This window comes from Amycolatopsis heterodermiae (assembly GCF_034929455.1).
In the GTDB taxonomy this organism is placed as follows: domain Bacteria; phylum Actinomycetota; class Actinomycetes; order Mycobacteriales; family Pseudonocardiaceae; genus Amycolatopsis; species Amycolatopsis heterodermiae.
In genome coordinates, this window is the sequence record NZ_JAYFSI010000001.1 from 1,452,028 (window position 1) to 1,468,744 (window position 16,717).

The 16,717-nt window shown below is 72.0% G+C and carries 19 protein-coding genes; 9 read left to right on the forward strand and 10 right to left on the reverse strand.

The window, feature by feature from the left end; all coding sequences use genetic code 11:
* The first annotated feature begins 45 nt into the window (after window positions 1–45).
* On the forward strand, window positions 46–540 hold the full coding sequence (locus tag VA596_RS07065) for a phage holin family protein (RefSeq protein WP_323324505.1): 495 nt from the start codon (window positions 46–48) through the stop codon (window positions 538–540).
* A gap of 5 nt (window positions 541–545) precedes the next feature.
* Window positions 546–1,475: an alpha/beta fold hydrolase gene (locus tag VA596_RS07070; RefSeq protein WP_323324506.1), complete on the forward strand. Its 930-nt coding sequence runs from the start codon at window positions 546–548 to the stop codon at window positions 1,473–1,475.
* On the opposite strand, the gene VA596_RS07075 is transcribed toward VA596_RS07070, so the two are convergent.
* Complete coding sequence (locus VA596_RS07075; RefSeq protein WP_323324507.1) at window positions 1,462–2,556, reverse strand: FAD-dependent monooxygenase; 1,095 nt, start codon at window positions 2,554–2,556, stop codon at window positions 1,462–1,464. The two genes, VA596_RS07070 and VA596_RS07075, sit on opposite strands and share 14 nt — an antisense overlap.
* A gap of 109 nt (window positions 2,557–2,665) precedes the next feature.
* Between VA596_RS07075 and VA596_RS07080 the strand changes: the two genes are divergently transcribed.
* Window positions 2,666–3,547 carry a GntR family transcriptional regulator gene (locus VA596_RS07080; RefSeq protein WP_323324508.1) on the forward strand — a complete coding sequence of 294 codons (882 nt, stop codon included), beginning with the start codon at window positions 2,666–2,668 and terminating at the stop codon, window positions 3,545–3,547.
* Here the strand turns inward: VA596_RS07080 and VA596_RS07085 are convergent.
* From VA596_RS07085 to nth, 4 genes are read right to left on the reverse strand one after another with little or no spacing between them, the layout of a single operon-like run.
* On the reverse strand, window positions 3,544–4,728 hold the full coding sequence (locus VA596_RS07085; RefSeq protein WP_323324509.1) for a MarP family serine protease: 1,185 nt from the start codon (window positions 4,726–4,728) through the stop codon (window positions 3,544–3,546). The two genes, VA596_RS07080 and VA596_RS07085, sit on opposite strands and share 4 nt — an antisense overlap.
* Before the next feature lie 4 nt (window positions 4,729–4,732).
* Window positions 4,733–5,431 carry an NUDIX hydrolase gene (locus VA596_RS07090; protein ID WP_323324510.1) on the reverse strand — a complete coding sequence of 233 codons (699 nt, stop codon included), beginning with the start codon at window positions 5,429–5,431 and terminating at the stop codon, window positions 4,733–4,735.
* A complete protein-coding gene (locus VA596_RS07095) occupies window positions 5,428–6,033 on the reverse strand; it encodes a TlpA family protein disulfide reductase (protein ID WP_323324511.1) in 606 nt (201 codons plus the stop codon). Before VA596_RS07095 ends, VA596_RS07090 begins: the two co-directional genes overlap by 4 nt.
* Window positions 6,030–6,713, reverse strand: a complete 684-nt coding sequence (gene nth / locus VA596_RS07100; protein ID WP_323325699.1) for an endonuclease III — start codon at window positions 6,711–6,713, stop codon at window positions 6,030–6,032. Before nth ends, VA596_RS07095 begins: the two co-directional genes overlap by 4 nt.
* 238 nt (window positions 6,714–6,951) lie before the next feature.
* Between nth and VA596_RS07105 the strand changes: the two genes are divergently transcribed.
* The 4 genes from VA596_RS07105 to VA596_RS07120 all read left to right on the forward strand — a co-directional run bounded on the left by VA596_RS07105 (window position 6,952) and on the right by VA596_RS07120 (window position 10,808).
* A complete protein-coding gene (locus VA596_RS07105) occupies window positions 6,952–7,203 on the forward strand; it encodes a hypothetical protein (RefSeq protein WP_013230551.1) in 252 nt (83 codons plus the stop codon).
* 147 nt (window positions 7,204–7,350) lie between these two features.
* Window positions 7,351–8,025, forward strand: coding sequence for a Crp/Fnr family transcriptional regulator (locus VA596_RS07110; RefSeq protein WP_003081747.1), 675 nt, complete (start codon window positions 7,351–7,353; stop codon window positions 8,023–8,025).
* Between the two features lie 422 nt (window positions 8,026–8,447).
* The gene (locus tag VA596_RS07115) at window positions 8,448–9,707 is read left to right on the forward strand and encodes an MFS transporter (RefSeq protein WP_323324512.1); all 1,260 of its coding nucleotides are present in this window, start codon (window positions 8,448–8,450) and stop codon (window positions 9,705–9,707) included.
* 36 nt (window positions 9,708–9,743) lie between these two features.
* Complete coding sequence (locus VA596_RS07120; RefSeq protein WP_323324513.1) at window positions 9,744–10,808, forward strand: DNA polymerase III subunit beta; 1,065 nt, start codon at window positions 9,744–9,746, stop codon at window positions 10,806–10,808.
* 1 nt (window position 10,809) lies between these two features.
* Here VA596_RS07120 and VA596_RS07125 read toward each other — a convergent pair whose 3' ends face one another.
* Both VA596_RS07125 and VA596_RS07130 read right to left on the reverse strand, forming a co-directional pair.
* On the reverse strand, window positions 10,810–11,766 hold the full coding sequence (locus VA596_RS07125; RefSeq protein WP_323324514.1) for a hypothetical protein: 957 nt from the start codon (window positions 11,764–11,766) through the stop codon (window positions 10,810–10,812).
* A 40-nt stretch (window positions 11,767–11,806) separates the two neighbouring features.
* Complete coding sequence (locus VA596_RS07130; protein ID WP_323324515.1) at window positions 11,807–12,769, reverse strand: Lrp/AsnC family transcriptional regulator; 963 nt, start codon at window positions 12,767–12,769, stop codon at window positions 11,807–11,809.
* Window positions 12,770–12,852: 83 nt separating this feature from the next.
* Here VA596_RS07130 and VA596_RS07135 point away from each other — a divergent pair, with 83 nt between their 5' ends.
* Together VA596_RS07135 and VA596_RS07140 are read left to right on the forward strand one after the other, a co-directional pair.
* Window positions 12,853–13,674, forward strand: a complete 822-nt coding sequence (locus VA596_RS07135) for a VOC family protein (protein ID WP_323324516.1) — start codon at window positions 12,853–12,855, stop codon at window positions 13,672–13,674.
* Window positions 13,674–14,852 (forward strand): carboxylesterase family protein, encoded by a 1,179-nt coding sequence (locus VA596_RS07140; RefSeq protein ID WP_323324517.1) that lies wholly within the window; start codon window positions 13,674–13,676, stop codon window positions 14,850–14,852. The genes VA596_RS07135 and VA596_RS07140 overlap by 1 nt, the downstream gene beginning before the upstream one ends.
* Here the strand turns inward: VA596_RS07140 and VA596_RS07145 are convergent.
* The 3 genes from VA596_RS07145 to VA596_RS07155 are packed head-to-tail and all read right to left on the reverse strand — an operon-like array spanning window position 14,830 to window position 16,666.
* Complete coding sequence (locus VA596_RS07145) at window positions 14,830–15,084, reverse strand: glutaredoxin family protein (RefSeq protein ID WP_323324518.1); 255 nt, start codon at window positions 15,082–15,084, stop codon at window positions 14,830–14,832. The genes VA596_RS07140 and VA596_RS07145 overlap by 23 nt on opposite strands.
* Complete coding sequence (locus VA596_RS07150; RefSeq protein ID WP_323324519.1) at window positions 15,081–15,851, reverse strand: MBL fold metallo-hydrolase; 771 nt, start codon at window positions 15,849–15,851, stop codon at window positions 15,081–15,083. The genes VA596_RS07145 and VA596_RS07150 overlap by 4 nt, the downstream gene beginning before the upstream one ends.
* Window positions 15,848–16,666 carry an NUDIX hydrolase gene (locus VA596_RS07155; protein ID WP_323324520.1) on the reverse strand — a complete coding sequence of 273 codons (819 nt, stop codon included), beginning with the start codon at window positions 16,664–16,666 and terminating at the stop codon, window positions 15,848–15,850. Before VA596_RS07155 ends, VA596_RS07150 begins: the two co-directional genes overlap by 4 nt.
* Between the last annotated feature and the right edge of the window lie 51 nt (window positions 16,667–16,717).

Sequence of the window (16,717 nt, forward strand, 5' to 3'; positions counted from 1 at the left end):
CCGGTCCGCCGCGCCCGCTCCAGGGCGTCATGGCACGATGACCCGGTGAGCAGCCCCAAACACGAACGCACCGGCCCCGACGGCGTGGGGGCCGTGCCTTACCTCCCGCTGTCCTCCGACACCGACGTCCCCGGCGACCAGTCCCTCGGCCGTCTCGTCGGCGACGCGACCCAGCACATCTCCACCCTGGTCAGGGCCGAGATGGAGCTGGCGAAGTCCGAGCTGGTCGGCGAGGTGAAGAAGGGCCTCAAGGGGGCCGTCTACTTCCTGATCGCGCTGACGGTCTTCCTGTACAGCACGTTCTTCCTGTTCTTCTTCGCGGCCGAAGGCCTGGCCGAGTGGGTGCGCTACCGCTGGATCGCGTTCGGCATCGTGTTCTTCCTGATGCTGCTGGTCGCGGGCGCGGCCGGGTTCCTCGGCTACCGCAAGGTGAAGAAGTTCAAGGCACCTGAGCGGACGATCGCCAGCGTCAAGGAGACCGCCGCCGCGCTGAAGCCGCAGAAGGCGCCCGAAGCCGACTTGACCACCACGCGCGACTGAGTTCGTTGCACGCGTCCCCCGACCCGTCGATCGTCCGGACCGACGGACCGTGGGCGCACCGCGACGTGTCCGCGAACGGCATCCGGCTGCACGTCGCCGAGCTCGGCGAGGGACCCGTCGTGGTGCTGCTGCACGGGTTCGCCGAGTTCTGGTGGACCTGGCACCACCAGCTCAAGGCGCTGGCCGACGCCGGGTTCCGCGCGGTCGCCGTCGACCTGCGCGGTTACGGCGACTCCGACAAACCACCGCGGGGTTACGACGCCTGGACGCTCGCCGGGGACATCGGCGGTCTCGTGAAGTCCCTCGGCGCGCGTCGTGCGCACCTGGTCGGGCACGCGTGGGGCGGCATGCTCGCCTGGACGGTCGCCGCGCTGCACCCCCGGCTCGTGTCGTCGGTGACGGCGATCGGGGGCGCTCACCCACTCGCGCTGCGGTCGTCGATCGCCCGCACGCTCTGGCGCGGCCAGGGCCGCGCGGCCGGGCACCTCTTCCGCTTCCAGATGCCGATGGCGCCGGAGAAGTGGCTGGTCCGCGAAGACGCCCAGGCCGTCGAGGACCTGTTCGCCGCGTGGTCCGGCGAGACCTGGCGGTCCACTTCGGACTTCTCCGCAAGCACGGCGTCGTTCCGGCAGGCGATGCTCGTGCCGGGGGTCGCGCACAGCGCCCTGGAGTACTACCGCTGGGCGTTCCGCGCCCAGTTCCGCGGCGAGGGGCGCCGGTTCACCGACGCCGTCGGCCGCCGGATCGCGGCGCCGACGCTGCAGCTGCACGGCGCCGACGACACCTGCATCCTCCCCGAGACGGCGACGTCGTCCGTGCGCTGGGCGGGCCCGCACGCCGAGCCGGAGTTCTGGCCGGGCGTCGGGCACTTCCCCCACCTCGAGGTGCCGGACCGCACGTCGGCGGCCCTGGCGGAGTTCCTCAGCCGAGCGTGATGGCGTCCTTCGCCCGCGCCAGCGACTCCTCCGACGGTCCGCCGGTCGGGTTCTCCGTGGCCAGCGCCTGGTTGAGCGCGACGAACGGCCGCATCCGGCGCTCGTAGGCCGGGAACGCCTCCTCGTGCCCGGCGCGGCCGAGCTCCTGCGCCAGGACGTACGCGCCGACGAGCGCGAGGCTGGTGCCCTGGCCGGACAACGCCGACGCGCAGTACCCGGCGTCCCCGAGCAGCCCGATCCGGCCCGTCGACCAGCGGTCCAGGTGGATCTGGGCCATCGCGTCGAAGTAGAACACCTCGGCTTCGGCCATCGCGGCCAGCAGCTTCGGGACCTCCCAGCCGAGGCCGGCCAGCCGCTCGGCGATCAGCTGCTTCTGCTCCGGGACGGTCAGCGGCGGCAGCGGCTCCGAGCCGAAGCCGAGCGTCACGCGCAGCTCGGTGTTGTCCCGCACCGGGTAGATCGCACCGCCGGTCTCCTCGTGCCGGAACCACATCTGCCAGTCCTCGAGGCCGAGGAAGTTCGCCGTCGGGAAGATGGCCAGGTACTGGCCGAGGTGCGTGCTGAACCGCTCCTCCGGGCCGAAGGTCAGCCGCCGCACCGCCGAGTGGAGGCCGTCCGCGCCGACGACGAGGTCGAACGTCCGGAAGCCGCTGTGCTCGAACTCCACGCGCACGCCGTGCGCCTCCTCGGTCAGCGCCGTGATCGAGTCGCCGAAGACGTACTCCACGCGGTCTGCGGTCGCCTCGTGCAGGATCGCGACGGCGTCGTCGCGCAGCAGCTCGTAGTCGTCGTTGTCGAGCCGCCCGCTGCTGTAGGTGAATTCTTCGGACCGGAACAGCTCCTGCCCGGCCCCGTCCACCATGGACATCCCGCGCATCCGCGTCCGCTTCGCCCGCATCCGCTCGTCCAGGCCCATCCGGCCGACGACGTCGAGGGCGACCCCGCGCACGTCGATCGCCTGGCCGCCGGTGCGCAGGCCGGGCGCGCGCTCCACCACGGTCACCGTCCAGCCGTCGCGCGCCAGGAACCAGGCCAGGGTGCCGCCGGCGACGCCCGCACCCGAGATCAGTACGTTCCGCATGCTTCCTCCAGAGTTGTACGCTTGCCCGCACCACACTGGAGTTCTCGCAGTTCGAAGACCAATTCTGTGCTAGCACAGATGGTCGTCTGTACTAGGTCAGGAGGCCGCCGTGAAGTACGTCGTCATCGCCGAGGAGCTGCGGGGCCGGATCGCGCGCGGTGAGCTCCCGCCGGGCGCGCGGGTGCCCTCGACGCGGCGGCTCGCGGCCGACCACGGCGTCGCGATGGCGACCGCGGCGAAGGCGCTCGCCCTGCTCAACCAGGAAGGGCTGGTGCGCGCCGAGCCGCGGTCCGGCACGGTCGTCGCCGGCCGGGACCACCGCGGCGGGCACCGAGGGCTGACGCGGGACCGGATCGTGCGCACGGCGATCGACATCGCCGACGTCGAAGGGCTCGCCGCGCTGTCCATGCGCGGGGTGGCGGCCCGGCTCGGCGTCGCGGCCATGGCGCCCTACCGGTACGTGCGCGGCAAGGACGAGCTGGTGCTGCTGATGGCCGACACCGCGTACGGCGAGCGCGGTTACCCCGCGGTCTCGGCGGGCGATTGGCGCGACCGGCTGACGCTGGCCGGCCGGACGCTGTGGTCGCTGCACCGGCGGCACCCGTGGCTGGCCCAGCTCACGCCGATCACCCGCCCGCTGCCGTTGCGCAACCTCGCCACGCACGCGGAGTGGGCGCTTGCGGCGCTGGCCGAGCTGGACGACGACGCAGCGGCCCTGTGCGACCTGCACGTGCTGTTCTTCAGCTACGTCCAGGGCGTCGCGATCCACCTCGAACGCGAGCAGCACGCGCTCGCCGCGTCCGGGCTGTCCGAGGAGCAGTGGATCGACCACCAGGCACCCGCGATGGCGGCGATGGTCAGCGGCCACCCGACCTTCGCCCGGATGATGACCGAGCTGAGCACGAACGGCTACGACCTCGTCCTGGACGACCTCTTCGAGTCGGGCCTGCGCGCCCTGCTGGACGGCCTCGCGCTGCGGTACGGGCGTTAGGCGGCGCAGGAGCCGGTCGACACGTTCGCCGTTTGCGACGGTGCCGCGTCCACCTCCGCGCGAACCTGCTCGGCCGTCAGCGTGAAGCCCGTCTCCGGGTCCTCCACCGCCGCGCCGAAGACGACGCCGATGACGCGGCCGTCCGGGGTCACCATCGGGCCGCCGGAGTTGCCGCTGCGGATCTCCGCTCGGACCGTGAAGACGTCTCGCTGCACGGTGTTGGCCTCGTAGATGTCCGGCCCGCGCAGGTTGATCCGGCCGCGCACGCGGGCCGGGGTCGCGCGGTACGGGCCGTCGAGCGGGTAGCCGAGCACGATCGCGCTGTCGCCCGCGCGGGCGGTTTCCGGCGCGAACCGCAGCGCCGGGGCCTGCAGCCGCGGCACGGCCAGCACGGCGATGTCGACCTCGGGATCGAAGTAGACGACCCGGGCCGGGTAGTCGCCCTGCGTGGTCTCGATGCCGACGGTGTCGGTGCCGGCCACGACGTGCGCGTTCGTCATCACCCGCTGCGGCGAGATCACGAACCCGCTGCCCTCCAGCGACCGCGAGCAGGAGCTGGCGGTGCCGCGGATCTTGACGACGCTGCCGTGCAGCTGCTGGACGGTCGCGCTGCTCTGCAGGGCCGGGTCCGGCGGCGAGGTGTCCGCCGTCGGGGCCTTCTCGAACGGGTCGGTGATCGACGGGAAGCCGGACGCGTCGAGCAGCTTGCGCAGCTGGCTCGGGAGGTCCTGCGCGGCCGCCGGCATGGCGTCGTTGACCTTGCCGAGCACCACCGAGTTGTTGATCGCCCTGGGCAGCCACGGGATGGCCGACACGGTGGTCAGCGACGTCGCGAGCAGCCACGCGACCACGAACACCACCGCGGCCTGCACGACCGCGCCGAGCGTCTTGTCGATGCCGGAGAGCTTGTCCGGGTTGATCTTCTGCCGCAGCCGCCGTCCGACGTAGACGCCGATCGCTTCGCCGAAGGCGACCAGGAATACCACGGTCGCGACGGCGAAGGCGACCTTCCACACCGGGTCGTCGAAGAACGAGACCACCACCGGCGCGAGCTTGATGCCGGCGATCGCGCCGAGCACGACGCCGACCAGCGACGGCAGCGCGATGATCACGCCCTGGTATGCGCCGGACACCGCCGCCAGCACGGCGAGCAGCAACACCAGCACATCGACCCAGTTCAAAGTGTCACTCCTCGCTTGCCACTCGCGCTTGGTACGCGGCCAGCGCCTCGTCGAGGTCCCGGACGTCGCCCGAGTCCCATGCGCGCTCCCAGCCTCCCAGGCCGAGCAGCACGGACAGCAACCCGGCGGTGAACCCCCACACGAACAGGCCGGAAACCTCGAAGGCCGGGCCCTTCCACGGCGCGCCGGCCTTCTTGACCGTGAAGCGGTTGGCCGGGTCGACGAGGTCGGCCACCGGGACGCGGGCCACCGACGCCGTCTCGCCGGGATCGACGGCGTGCACCGGCGACGGCTCGGCCCAGTACGCCAGCACCGGCGTCACGGCGAACGCGGACACCGGGACGAACAGCTCCGGCAACACCGCGACCGGCTGGATGCCCGCCGGGACGACCCCGGTCTCCTCCTCGGCCTCGCGCAGCGCCGTGCCGACCGGGCCGCCGTCACCGTCCTCGGCGCCACCGCCCGGGAAGGCGACCTGGCCGGCGTGCGAGCCCAGGGTGTCGGCGCGCCGCTGCAGGAGGACGTCCGGTTCCCCGGTGGCGTCGTTCTCGCCGAAGAGGATGAGCACCGCGGCCGAGCGGGTGTAGGCGCCGTCGGGCGGGCTGAACCGGGTGAACGTCTTCGAGTCGACCTCGCCGCTGACCTTGACCAGCGGCCGGAGCCATTCCGGGACCGACTCCGGCTCGACCAGTGGTCCGATCACGGTGTTCCCTCCCCTGCCACTGCCGCGCGCACCTGGTCAGTGTTCCCGAAGACGCGCGGGTTCGCGATGAACCGCACCTCGCCCGCGGCGGTGACCAGGTAGGACGCCGGCAGCGACGACGGCACCTTCAAGGCCGTCCGGACCGGGCCGGCCTGGCCGCCACCGTCGAACACCGACGGTAGGTGCACGCCCAGCTCGGCCAGCAGGTTCAGGCCGTCCTCCGCCGGGCTCTGCACCTGGACGCCGAGGACGCGCACGGCACCCGGCTCCTTCGCGTACTCCTGCAGCACGGGCAGCTCGGTCTTGCACGGCTCGCACCACGACGCCCACACGTTGACCAGCACCGGAGCGCCGGCCAGCGCCTTGCCGACGTCGACGCTCCCGCCGTCACCGAGGCAGTCCGCGCGGACGCCGTCGAGCTGCTTCACGGGCGCGGCCGGGCTCGGCGGCGGGCACGGCTGCAGCGCCGCCGCGGACCGCGCGGGCGCGAGGTCCTCCGACGGCTTCGCCGCGGTGTCCGCACCGCCGCGCGGCAGCAGCGCGACGATCAGCGCCACCACCAGCACGGCGGCGGCCAGCGCCCACTTGGTGACGGTTGTCACCGGGGCGCCGCCAGCGCCAGGATGTGGTCCTTTTCGACGCCTTTGACCAGCTTCGCGGCTTCCTCGAACCCGGTCGGGCCGGTGCCGTACGACGGGCAGTCCTTGGCCAGCGGGCAGGCGCCGCAGGCGGGCTTCTTGGCGTGGCAGACGCGGCGGCCGTGGAAGATCACCCGGTGCGAGAGCATCGTCCACTCCTTGCGGGGGATCAGCTCGCCGACCGCGTGCTCGACCTTGACCGGGTCCTCCTCGACCGTCCAGCCCCACCGCCGGACCAGCCGGCCGAAGTGGGTGTCGACGGTGATCCCCGGCACGTCGAAGGCGTTCCCGAGCACGACGTTGGCCGTCTTGCGGCCGACGCCGGGCAGCGTGACGAGGTCGTCGAGCTTGCCGGGCACCTCGCCGCCGAAGCGCTCGACCAGTGCCGCGCCGAGGCCCATGACGGAGTTCGCCTTGGCCCGGTAGAAGCCCGTCGACCGGAGGTATTCCTCCAGCTCGGGACGGTCGGCACCGGCGTAGTCGGCGGCGGTCCGGTAGCGCTTGAACAGCGCGGGCGTGACGAGGTTCACCCGGACGTCGGTGGTCTGGGCGGACAACACGACCGCGACCAGCAGTTCCAGTGGTGTGGTGAAGTCGAGCTCGCAGTGGGCGTCCGGATACACGTCGTCGAGGCAACGCTTCATCCGCCTGGCGCGTCTCACCAGAGCTAACCGGCTTTCACCAGCGCCCTCACGGGGGGCGTTCGTGGTGGCAGGTGGCACCCCGATAGCCTACGGGCGCCGTCGGACGAGCCGGGCACAGCACCGGTGGACGACCGACACGCCAGAGCACCACCTCGGCGCAGTTTCCGGCCGCCATGAGCGAGGATCTGGAGTAGATGCTTTTCACTGAGTGTTTCGGGCTGCGTACGGGGGGCCGGTCATGACCGTCTGGTTCGTCATCCTGGTCCCCCTGGTGATCATGTTCTTCGCCCTGTTCATGGAGCGGGTGGAGAGCCGGTTGAAGCACGTCGCGGTGCAGGAGAACGAGGTCGAGGAGTTCCTCGAGCAGGCGCAGCCCAACGAGGTGCGGGCGCTCTACGGGCACGGCATCGGCCGTGCGCTGGAGCTGTTCCGGCTGCGTAGGCTGGGCGGACGGGCAGCCAGGCTACGCGCGCGTCGCGTGCGGAGTTAGGCTCCACGTTCGGACGAGATCGTTTGGCGGGCCGCGCGCCCGGCGAGCGATCTCGGCTGTACGCCCTAGACTGACGCGCAAGTGACTGGCGTCACGCTCTGCGACCGACGCCGAGCGTGATCGTTTCTCGACGAGGAGGCACCCGAGGTGGACGAAACCCTGGCCCGTGCGGGCATTTTCCAGGGTGTGGAGCCGGCAGCGGCGGAGGCGCTGGCCCAGACCTTGGAATCCGTGGAGTTCCCCCGCGGCCATGTCATCTTCAACGAGGGTGAACCCGGCGACAAGCTCTACATCATCCAGTCCGGCAAGGTGAAGATCGGCCGCAAGTCCCCGGACGGCCGCGAGAACCTCCTGGGCATCTTCGGCCCGTCCGACATGTTCGGCGAGCTGTCGATCTTCGACCCCGGCCCCCGGACGTCGAGCGCGACCACGGTCACCGAGGTCCGCGCCGTCACCATGGATCGCCCGGCCCTGCGCCAGTGGATCTCGACCCGGCCGGAGATCGCCGAGCAGCTGCTGCGCGTGGTCGCGCGCCGCCTGCGCCGGACGAACAACATGGTCGCCGAGCTGATCTTCACCGACGTCCCGGGCCGCGTGGCGCGGGCGCTGCTGCAGCTCGCACAGCGGTTCGGCAGCCAGGAGGCGGGCCTGCTGCGGGTCACGCACGACCTGACGCAGGAAGAGATCGCCCAGTACGTCGGCGCCTCCCGCGAGACCGTGAACAAGGCACTGGCCGACTTCGCGCACCGCGGCTGGCTGCGGCTGGAAGGCAAGAGCGTCCTGATCCTGGACCCGGAGCGCCTGGCCCGCCGCGCCCGCTGATCCCGTTTTTTCTACGAGAAAGGCCTCCTGACCTGCGGGTCAGGAGGCCTTTCTCGTAGAAAAACAAAGAGCCGGGCGCCACCCCCGACGTGGCGCACCGGCTCTTCGTTCGTCGCGCGGACCATCCCCCGACGATCCGCGCTCCCCGCCCTCCGGACCAGGCCCCGACCCATATGCCGGAGGGAGTTGGGTTTCTGTGCTGTTGTTCAACCATCACGGCCCATACCCACGAATTCAAGGCCATTCACTCTCAAGGACGCCGTCTGCGCCGTTTCGTTGCAGGAGTCCACGGAGAATGTCGTGAGTGTTACCGGATCGAGACCGTCCTGCTCCAGCGGCAAGATCCATTCCAGTTTGCCGGTGACGCACCTGACCGTCAAATAACTGGTACTCACGTACCACTCTGCGGCATACTGGCACGCGTGTCCCAGTCAACCTCGAACCACGAAAGCCGTACGTCCCTCGCCGACTACCGCACCGCGCTGACGACCCGCGCGGCCCGGCGGCCCGCCGTCGCGTCCGTGCTCGCCCGCCTGCCGATCGCCATGATCGGCATCTCGGCCCTGCTCTACGTCCAGCGTGAGACCGGTTCCTTCGCCGCCGCCGGGCTCGTCTCGGCCGGCTCGCTCGCCGGTGTTTCGGTGGGCGCGGTGATCCAGGGCCGGCTGATCGACCGGTTCGGGCCGACGCGGCCGCTGCTCGTCGTCGCCACTCTGCTGGCGCTGCTGATGGCCACGCTCGTCACCGCGATCGAGTCGCACGCGCCGACCGCGGTGCTGGTCGCGCTGGGCGCGGCCACCGGGCTGTCGGAGCCGATGGTCGGGTCGGCGTCGCGCGCGCTGTGGACGCGTTTGCTGCCGCCGGGCGGCGCGCGCAACGCGGCGTTCTCGTACGAGGCGATCAGCATGGAGGTCTTCTTCATCCTCGGCCCCGGCGTGGCCGGGCTGCTGGTCATGGCTCCGTGGGCGGGCACCGGCCTGGTGCTGGGTGTGGCCCTGCAGTTCACCGGCGCGGTGCTGTTCGCGCTGAGCCCGGCCGTGCGGGCCTGGGGCCCGGCCGTCAGTTCACGCACTTCGCTGCTGGGCGCCCTGTCGAGTCCCGGGATGCGGACGCTCGCCGTGGCCGCGCTCGGCTTCGGCATCGTGATCGGGTTCGTCGAGGTCGCCGTGCCGGCGTCGGCCACCGAAGCCGGGCACGCCTCGGTGGGCGGCCTGCTGCTGTCGGCGTGGTCGCTGAGCTCGGTCGCGTTCGGCGTCCTGTACAGCCTTTCGCCGTGGCCGCGCCGGCTCGGCCTGCGGCTGCCGGTGCTGCTGGGCGCGTTCGGCGCGCTGGTGGCGCTGCTCGCGTGGCCGTCGTCGCTGTGGGGCCTGGCGCTGGCGATGCTGGTCGCGGGCGCGCTGATCACCCCGCAGTCCACGGCCCACTCGGCGGCGATCGAGGTGGTCGCGCCCGAGGGCACGGCCGCTGAGGCGTTCGGCTGGGTGCTGACGGCGGTCACGCTGGGGCTGGCGATGGGCCAGTCGGTCAGCGGGTACGTCGTCGAGCACGCGGGCCCGAGCACGGCGTTCCTGGTGGCGAGCGTCGCCGGGCTGGTGCTCGCCGGCGTCGTCTGGCTGCTGCGCGGCACGATGCGGCCGGTCACCAGGCCCGCGGCCTCGAAAGTGGCGCTGACCAGCGTCTGAGCCGTTTTTGTCGGTGGTCGGCGCTAGCTTTCCGGCATGGACGTCACCGCGCCTGCCCACCGCCTCTCGGCGGCCGTCTCCGCCGCGTCGCGCCTGCTGCCCGCGCGCACCGCACTGCGGCTGCGGGCGGACGCGGCGGGGCTGACGGTCGCCGGCCGCGACCCGGATCTCACGGTCCGGTTCGACTGCCCGGCGACCACCCACACCGACGGCGAGGTGGCCGTGCCGGCGGCCCCGCTCGCCGAAACGCTGAAGATGCTCGGCGCGGAGCCGGTGCGCGTGGTCGTCGAGGGCAGCAGGCTGGCGTTGCGCCTCGACCAGGCCCGGTTCGCGCTGCCGGTGCTCCCTTCTGTGGTCGAATCGCCGGCTTCGGAGCTACCCCAAGTGTCCGAAGTGGACGGACACGTGTTCGCCTCGGCGCTGCGGATCGTCGCCGGGACGGCGGCCAAGGACGACCCGCTGCCGCTGTTCACCGGCGTCCGTGTCCAGGCGGGCGACGGTGAGCTGACGCTGACGGCGTCGGACCGCTACCGGATGGCGGTCGCCCGGCTGCCGCTGCGGTCACCGGGTGCGCTGGACGTCCTGGTGCCCGCGGCCCTGCTGACCGAGGCCGCGAGGCAGGCTCGCGGTGTCGTCGGGCTCCACAGCGGACCGGGCCGGTTCGGCTTGAGCTGGGCGGGCGGGCTGGTCGGCACCGCCGTCCTCGACGCGGGCTTCCTGTCGGAGGAGGCCATCCCGTCGGGGGCGGTCGACACCATCGTGACGCTGGACGCGGACGCCCTCGCGGCCGCGGTCCGCCGCGTCGGGGTGTACGCGGAGGACCGCCGGGTGCTGACCCTGGAGGTCGGCGACACCCAGGTCCGCCTGGCGAGCGCCCGCCAGGACACGGGCGAAGCCGAGGAAACCCTGAAGGCGGACGTCAGCGGCGGCCGGACGTCCCCGTCCTTCCAGGCGAGGTACCTGCTGGACGCATTGGGCGCGTTCACCGGCGAGCGCGTGGTGCTGTCCATCCAGCCGGGGATGCGCGCGTGCGTCCTGCGAGCGGCGGAGACCGGGGAGGTGGCGCTGACGTACTACCTGATGCCGATGCTGGCCCGCTGAGTCACGCGATCCGGAGCACCTCGGCCAGGTCCTTCACGGCCACGTCGGCGGCCGGGCCCTCGGTGAACTGGCGCACGGTGTACGACGCGCTCCCGAAACGGTCGGCGTAGGCCCGCCGGAGGTGGGGCGAGGAGCGGCCGAGGGCCCACTCCATGGTCGAGTTGCTGGTGCGGAGGAACTCGATGGGCAGGTGGCCGAGCACGTAGAGCTCCGCGCGACGATCACCGCGGCCGAGCACCAGGCCGACCAGGTCGGCGACGAGCCCGCGTTTGCGCATCGCGTCGCGGCCCTTCCACTGTCCCGCCTTGAACTCCGCCACCCGGAGGTTCGTCTCGAGGTCGAACTTCCGGCTCGGATCGTTCCCGGCGGCCAGCGACGGCCGCACGGCGACGCGCTCGCCCGGCTCGAGGACCTTCGGCAGCGCCCGGACGATCATCGCCGCGTGGATGAGGTCGTTGATCCGGCCGGCGTGCTGCCGCACCAGCAGTGCAGCCTGGAGCAGGCCGTCGGTCATCCCTTCGGGGGCGACCCGGTCGTCGACGGTGTCGCGGTCGGCTCCTTCGAGCCGGTCCTCCAGGCGCAGGACGCGGCTGGACAGGTCTTCGTCACCGAAGAACCGGAGCAGCTCGATGAAGGACGTGACCGCCGCCCCGACATCGATCGCCGGTGGCGCCGGGGCAGTTTCCGGCGGCACCTCGGACTCCTGGGGCAGCGGGCTGGTCGAGAAGCCGAGCCGGCGGAGGTAGCGGATCGCGGCGTGCGAGATGAACTCGGACCGGTTCACCCCGGCCGCGCGCTCGAACAGCTGCCGCGGCGGCCACAGCTGGTCGTCGACGGAGACCCAGTGCTTGTAGATCGGCTCCGGCCCGCCGCGGGCCGCCGCGGCCAGCACCTGCGTGCGGCTCAGGTGGTGCTGCTGCCCGTTCAGGACAAAGTCGATGGCGCGCTCGTCGTCCATGGCCACTGAGTCGCCGACCGGGCGGCCGCTGCTACACCGATCACGGATCCAAGGTGCCGAAGCGCTTCAACGTCCGAATCATCGGCGCCGTCTCGACCTGCCGGACGCCGGCCAGCCCGCCCAGGTCGTCCGCCAGGTATGCGTACAGGGCCGCGTCGTCGCGGCAGCCGACGTTGGCCACCAGGTTCGCCGGGCCCGTGGTCGCCGCCGCGAAGGCCACCTGCGGGTGCGTTGCCAGTGCCCGGCCCGCCGACGACAGGGCCGAGGGGGCGACCGTCAGCCAGAGCGTGGCCGTGAGGGGGTAGCCCAGCAGGGCCGCGTCGATCTCGACGTCGAAGTACAGCGCTCCCGAGTCGCGCAGGTGCTCCAGACGCCGCCGGGTCGTCGACTCCGACCGGCCCGTGGCCGCCGCCAATGTCGACATGTCGGCCCGGCCGTCGTGGGCCAGCGCCGTCAGCAGGGCCGGGTCCTCCGGCTCCGGGCGGTAGACCGACCCGGCGGGAACCCGGCGAAGGGCAGCAACCTGCGACTCCGGCAGCGCGCTCGACCGGCCCGGCCAGCCCGCCGGGCCGCCCGCGAAGCGGTGCAGGACCCGGTACGCGGTCATCGACACGACCCGCGGTGTCCGCGGCAGCTGGCCCAGGAGCAGGCCGCCCGCGTCCTCGCGCTGGGGCGCGCGGACGAAGCACGCGATCTCCGTGCCGCCGGACATCAAGCTCACCCACTGGGTGTCGGCCCGCCGGGCCAGCGCCGTCGCGATCGTGGCCGCCGCGTCCGGCACGCACCGCAGCCGCACCAGCCAGTGGACCTGGCCCAGCGGCGCCGCCTCCGGGACGCCGACCACGCGCAGCACCCCGGACGAGCGCAGCTTCCGGTAGCGGCGCGCGATCGTCTGGTCCGAGACGCCGAGCACCGCGGCGATCGTGCTGAACGAGGCCCGGCCGTCGAGCTGGAGAGCGTGCGCGAGCCGGCGATCGAGGTCGTCGAGCAGGCCGGAATCCATCAAATCAGCCTAGACAACGTCGGATTTCGCGCACAATCCCGCGACGGATGGAGTACCTGGTCAGCCGGACGCACGCTGAACCCATGAACATCGACCACACGGTCTTCGTGACCAGGAACTACGAAAAGACCTGGCAGCGCTACGGAGAACTCGGCTTCACGCTCAGCCCGCCGTCGCGGCACTTCGCGTCGCGCAGCGAAGGCGGCGAGCTGCAGCCGAGCTGCACGGCGAACCGCTGCGCCTACTTCGGCGAGTCCTTCCTCGAGCTGATCGGCGTCGTCGACGAGGCCGCCGGCGACCCGTGGCGGGTGCTGCCCATCCTGGACGCCCGAGGCGACGGACTGCACGGCGTCTCCTTCGGGTGCGAAGACTCCGAAGCCGCCGAACGCCGGCTGCGCGAAGCCGGGCTCTCGACGTCCGGGGTGCTCTCGCTGCAGCGCGACGTCGAACTGCCGGAAGGCACCCGCACCGCGCGGTTCCGCAGCGTCCACATCAGCCGTGACAAGACGCCCGAAGGCATCCTGCACACCGCCGAGCACCTCACCCCGGAGTACGTCCACCAGCCGCGCTACCTCGGCCACCCGAACGGCGCCCGCCGCGTCGCCGGGATCCTGCTCGTCGTGGCCGACGACGAAGTCGAGAGCTACCGGCGCCGCTACGACGTCATCACCGGCGGCGAACAGCTGGTCGACGTCGTCGGCGCGAGCGACCTCGACACCGTCCTGCCCGGCGAAACCGCGCCGCGGCTGCCCTACTTTGCGGCGCACGGTGTCGCGGTGGACGATCTGGGGAGCGCGCGGAAACTGGTCGAACAGCACGTCCCGACCACCACCCGCGACCGCGGGTTCTTCGTCCGCGCCGAAGACGCGTACGGCGCCGCCGTGTTCTTCGAAGAGGAGGCCTGATGATCGTCGAGACCACCAGCGGGCAGGTCCGAGGGCTGAACGGCGCGTTCCGGGGAATCCCTTACGCGGAAGCAAAACGCTTCGAGCTGCCGGCCCCGCCGAAGCCGTGGACCGGCGTCCGCGACGCCCTCGAACCCGGCCCCGCGGCGCCGCAGCCGCCGTCCCGGCTCGAACACGCCCTCGGGCCGATACCGCTGCCGCAGAGCGAGGACTGCCTGTCGCTCAACGTCTTCACGCCGTCGACCACCGGCCGCCGCCCGGTGCTGGTCTGGATCCACGGCGGCGGGTTCTCCAGCGGCTCAGGCGGCCAGGTCTGGTACACCGGCACGCGCCTGGCCCGCGAGGCCGACGCCGTCGTCGTGACGCTCAACTACCGGCTCGGCGCCCTCGGGTTCCTGGCCGCCGAGGGCGTTCCGCCCAACCTCGGGATCGCCGACCAGCTCGCGGCCCTCGAATGGGTCCGCGACAACATCGCCGCGTTCGGCGGGGATCCCGCCCAGGTCACCTTGGGCGGCCAGTCGGCGGGTGCGCAGTCGACGCTCGCCCTGTGGTCGTCACCGCGCGCGCGTGGCCTCGTGCAGCAAATCGCCCTGCAGAGCGCACCGGTCGGCATGCCACCGTCCACATGGGACGAAGCGAACCAGAACGCCCTGCTGCTGCAACGAGAAGTGGACATCCGCAAAGCGACGAAAGAGCAGCTGATCGAAGCTCAGCTCGCGGTCGTCGCGAAGACCGCGAAACCCGGCTCGATCGAACCGCCGTTCCAGCTGGTGGCCGACAGCGACCTGGTCGCCGAGGACCTCGTCGAAGCGGCCGGCCCCGGGCGGGCCCTGATCAGCTGGACCAAGGAGGAGCTGCGCGCGTTCGTCCCGGACGCGCCGCCGGAAACCGTCGAGGCCGCCAACAGCTTCTTCATGAGCGGCCGGCTCGCCGGGAAGCTCGACGCGTTCGTCTACCGGTTCGATTGGCGGGCGCCTGGCAACCGGTTCGGCGCGTGCCACTGCCTCGACATCCCGTTCCTGTTCGGCACCCACGACGTCTGGGACGCGCCGATGCTCGAAGACGCGCCGAAGGGCCTCGAGGAGGAAACCGGACTGCGCAAGGTCTGGGCCGCCTTCCTGCACGGAAAGCGGCCCAGCCTGGAGTGGGACGCGCTCAGGCCGCCTGAGCGGCCTTGACCGCGGCTTCGACCTCGGCGAACGACGGGTTGACCATCGCCACCGAGCCGACGATCACCGTCGGGACGGTCTCGTTCCCGTTCGCGACCTCGCGCACGCGCGCGGCCGCGGACGGGTCCTCCCAGATGTTGATCTTCCGGACGTTGAAGCCGCTCTTCGACATCGGCCGGTCGAGTGCCGCGCAGAACCCGCACCCGGGCCGCCAGTAGAACTCCACCTCGACGTTGCTCATCCCTGTCCCTCCGACCGCAAGTAGTCCAGCTGCGCCTGCACGCTCCATTCGGCGGGCGCCCACAGTGCCCGGTCGACGTCGGCGTAGACGACCTCGACCACCTGGCGCGGTGTGGCGTCCGCCCCGAGCACCTCCAAGGCCGAACGCACCTGATCGAGCCGCTGTTCCCGATGGGCAAGGTACTCGCGCGCGGTCGAGGGCAGATCGGGCAGCTCCGGACCGTGGCCCGGCAGCCCGAGCGTGCCCGACGGCAGCTCGATCAGCTTGCGCAGCGACCGCAGGTAGTCGCCGAGATCATGCAGCACGGTGGTGCCGCGGCCGAGCACGGTGTCACCGGTCAGCACCTGGCCGTCGAGCACCAGCGACACGGAGTCGTCGGTGTGCCCGGGCGTGTGCAGCACCCGGATCTCCAGGCCACCGGCGGAAATCAGCTCACCGTCCTCAATGGACGTCGCATTGAGACAGAGCGCGGGGTCGAACGCGCGCACCGGCGCGCCGGTGCGTTCGGCGAACCACGGCGCGCCCTCGGCGTGGTCGGGGTGGAAGTGCGTCAACAGGATCAGCTCGACCTCGCCGACCGCGGCCAGCAGCTCGAGGTGCTCCAGATCGCGGTAGCCGGGGTCGACGACGACCGCCGACCGCTCCGGCGTCGCCCGCAGCACCCAGCTGTTCGTGCCTTCGAGCGTCATCGACGACGGGTTGTTCTCCAGCAGCACCGACGCCGTCTCCGACACCGGCCGCAGGACGCCGTAGGCCGGGGCGCTCATCGGCGCTCCAGCACGACGCGGACCTGGTCGTTCTCACGGATCAGCGTCGGCGCGATGCGGACGATCTCGCGCTGCGCGTTCAGCACGTCGTCGGCCGTCTCGAACTCGGCCAGCTCGCTGAGCGTCAGCCAGGTCGGCGGCATCAGCATCCGGCGGCCTTCGCGGGCGTCGGCGATCGCGTCCTCCGGGCGCTGCCAGCCGGAGCTCGACGCCTCGGACGTCGCGCCGTCGGCCTGCTGGCCGTCCGGCAGCTTCGCGACGTAGAACCGGGTGTCGTACCGGCGCGGCTCCTGCTCGGGCGTGATCCAGTGCGCCCACGGGCGCAGCAGGTCCGCGCGCAGCGTGAGGCCGGCTTCGGCGAGGAACCCGGCCAGCGACACCTCGCGGGTCTCCAGCGCCTGCCTCGCCGCCGCGTACGGCGCGACGTCGACGAGCACCTCCTCGGCGCTGCCCGCGAGCAGCACGCCGGACTCCTCGAACGTCTCGCGCACCGCCGCGCAGGTCAGCGCCCGCGCGAGCGCGTCGTCACAGCCGAACCGGGAAGCCCACCACGACGGCCCCGGGCCGGCCCACGCCACGGATGCGTCGGCGTCGCGCTTGTCGACCCCGCCGCCGGGGAAGACCGTCATGCCGCCGGCGAAGGGCATGCCCTTGACCCGGTGCTGAAGGAAGATCTCGACGCCCTCGGCACCGTCACGGACGAGGATCACCGTGGCCGCGTCCTTGGGGACGGCGGGCGGCCCGTCGGTGTTGGCGCGGGTGGCTACCCCGGCGCCGACGGGGATGTCGAAGACGAACTCCTTGGGCTGCTCCACCCGGGAAACATACCTCCGCCACCCGACGTTCCGTCGCGCAGTTGTGGCATC

Coding starts and splice junctions, on each gene's coding strand:
- VA596_RS07105 (WP_013230551.1), top strand. CDS start 6,952: ATGACCGTCTGGTTCGTCATCCTGGTCCCCCTGGTGATCATGTTCTTC.
- nth (WP_323325699.1), bottom strand. CDS start 6,713: ATGAAGCGTTGCCTCGACGACGTGTATCCGGACGCCCACTGCGAGCTC.
- VA596_RS07140 (WP_323324517.1), top strand. CDS start 13,674: ATGATCGTCGAGACCACCAGCGGGCAGGTCCGAGGGCTGAACGGCGCG.
- VA596_RS07150 (WP_323324519.1), bottom strand. CDS start 15,851: ATGAGCGCCCCGGCCTACGGCGTCCTGCGGCCGGTGTCGGAGACGGCG.
- VA596_RS07125 (WP_323324514.1), bottom strand. CDS start 11,766: ATGGACGACGAGCGCGCCATCGACTTTGTCCTGAACGGGCAGCAGCAC.
- VA596_RS07075 (WP_323324507.1), bottom strand. CDS start 2,556: ATGCGGAACGTACTGATCTCGGGTGCGGGCGTCGCCGGCGGCACCCTG.
- VA596_RS07145 (WP_323324518.1), bottom strand. CDS start 15,084: ATGAGCAACGTCGAGGTGGAGTTCTACTGGCGGCCCGGGTGCGGGTTC.
- VA596_RS07135 (WP_323324516.1), top strand. CDS start 12,853: ATGAACATCGACCACACGGTCTTCGTGACCAGGAACTACGAAAAGACC.
- VA596_RS07130 (WP_323324515.1), bottom strand. CDS start 12,769: ATGGATTCCGGCCTGCTCGACGACCTCGATCGCCGGCTCGCGCACGCT.
- VA596_RS07120 (WP_323324513.1), top strand. CDS start 9,744: ATGGACGTCACCGCGCCTGCCCACCGCCTCTCGGCGGCCGTCTCCGCC.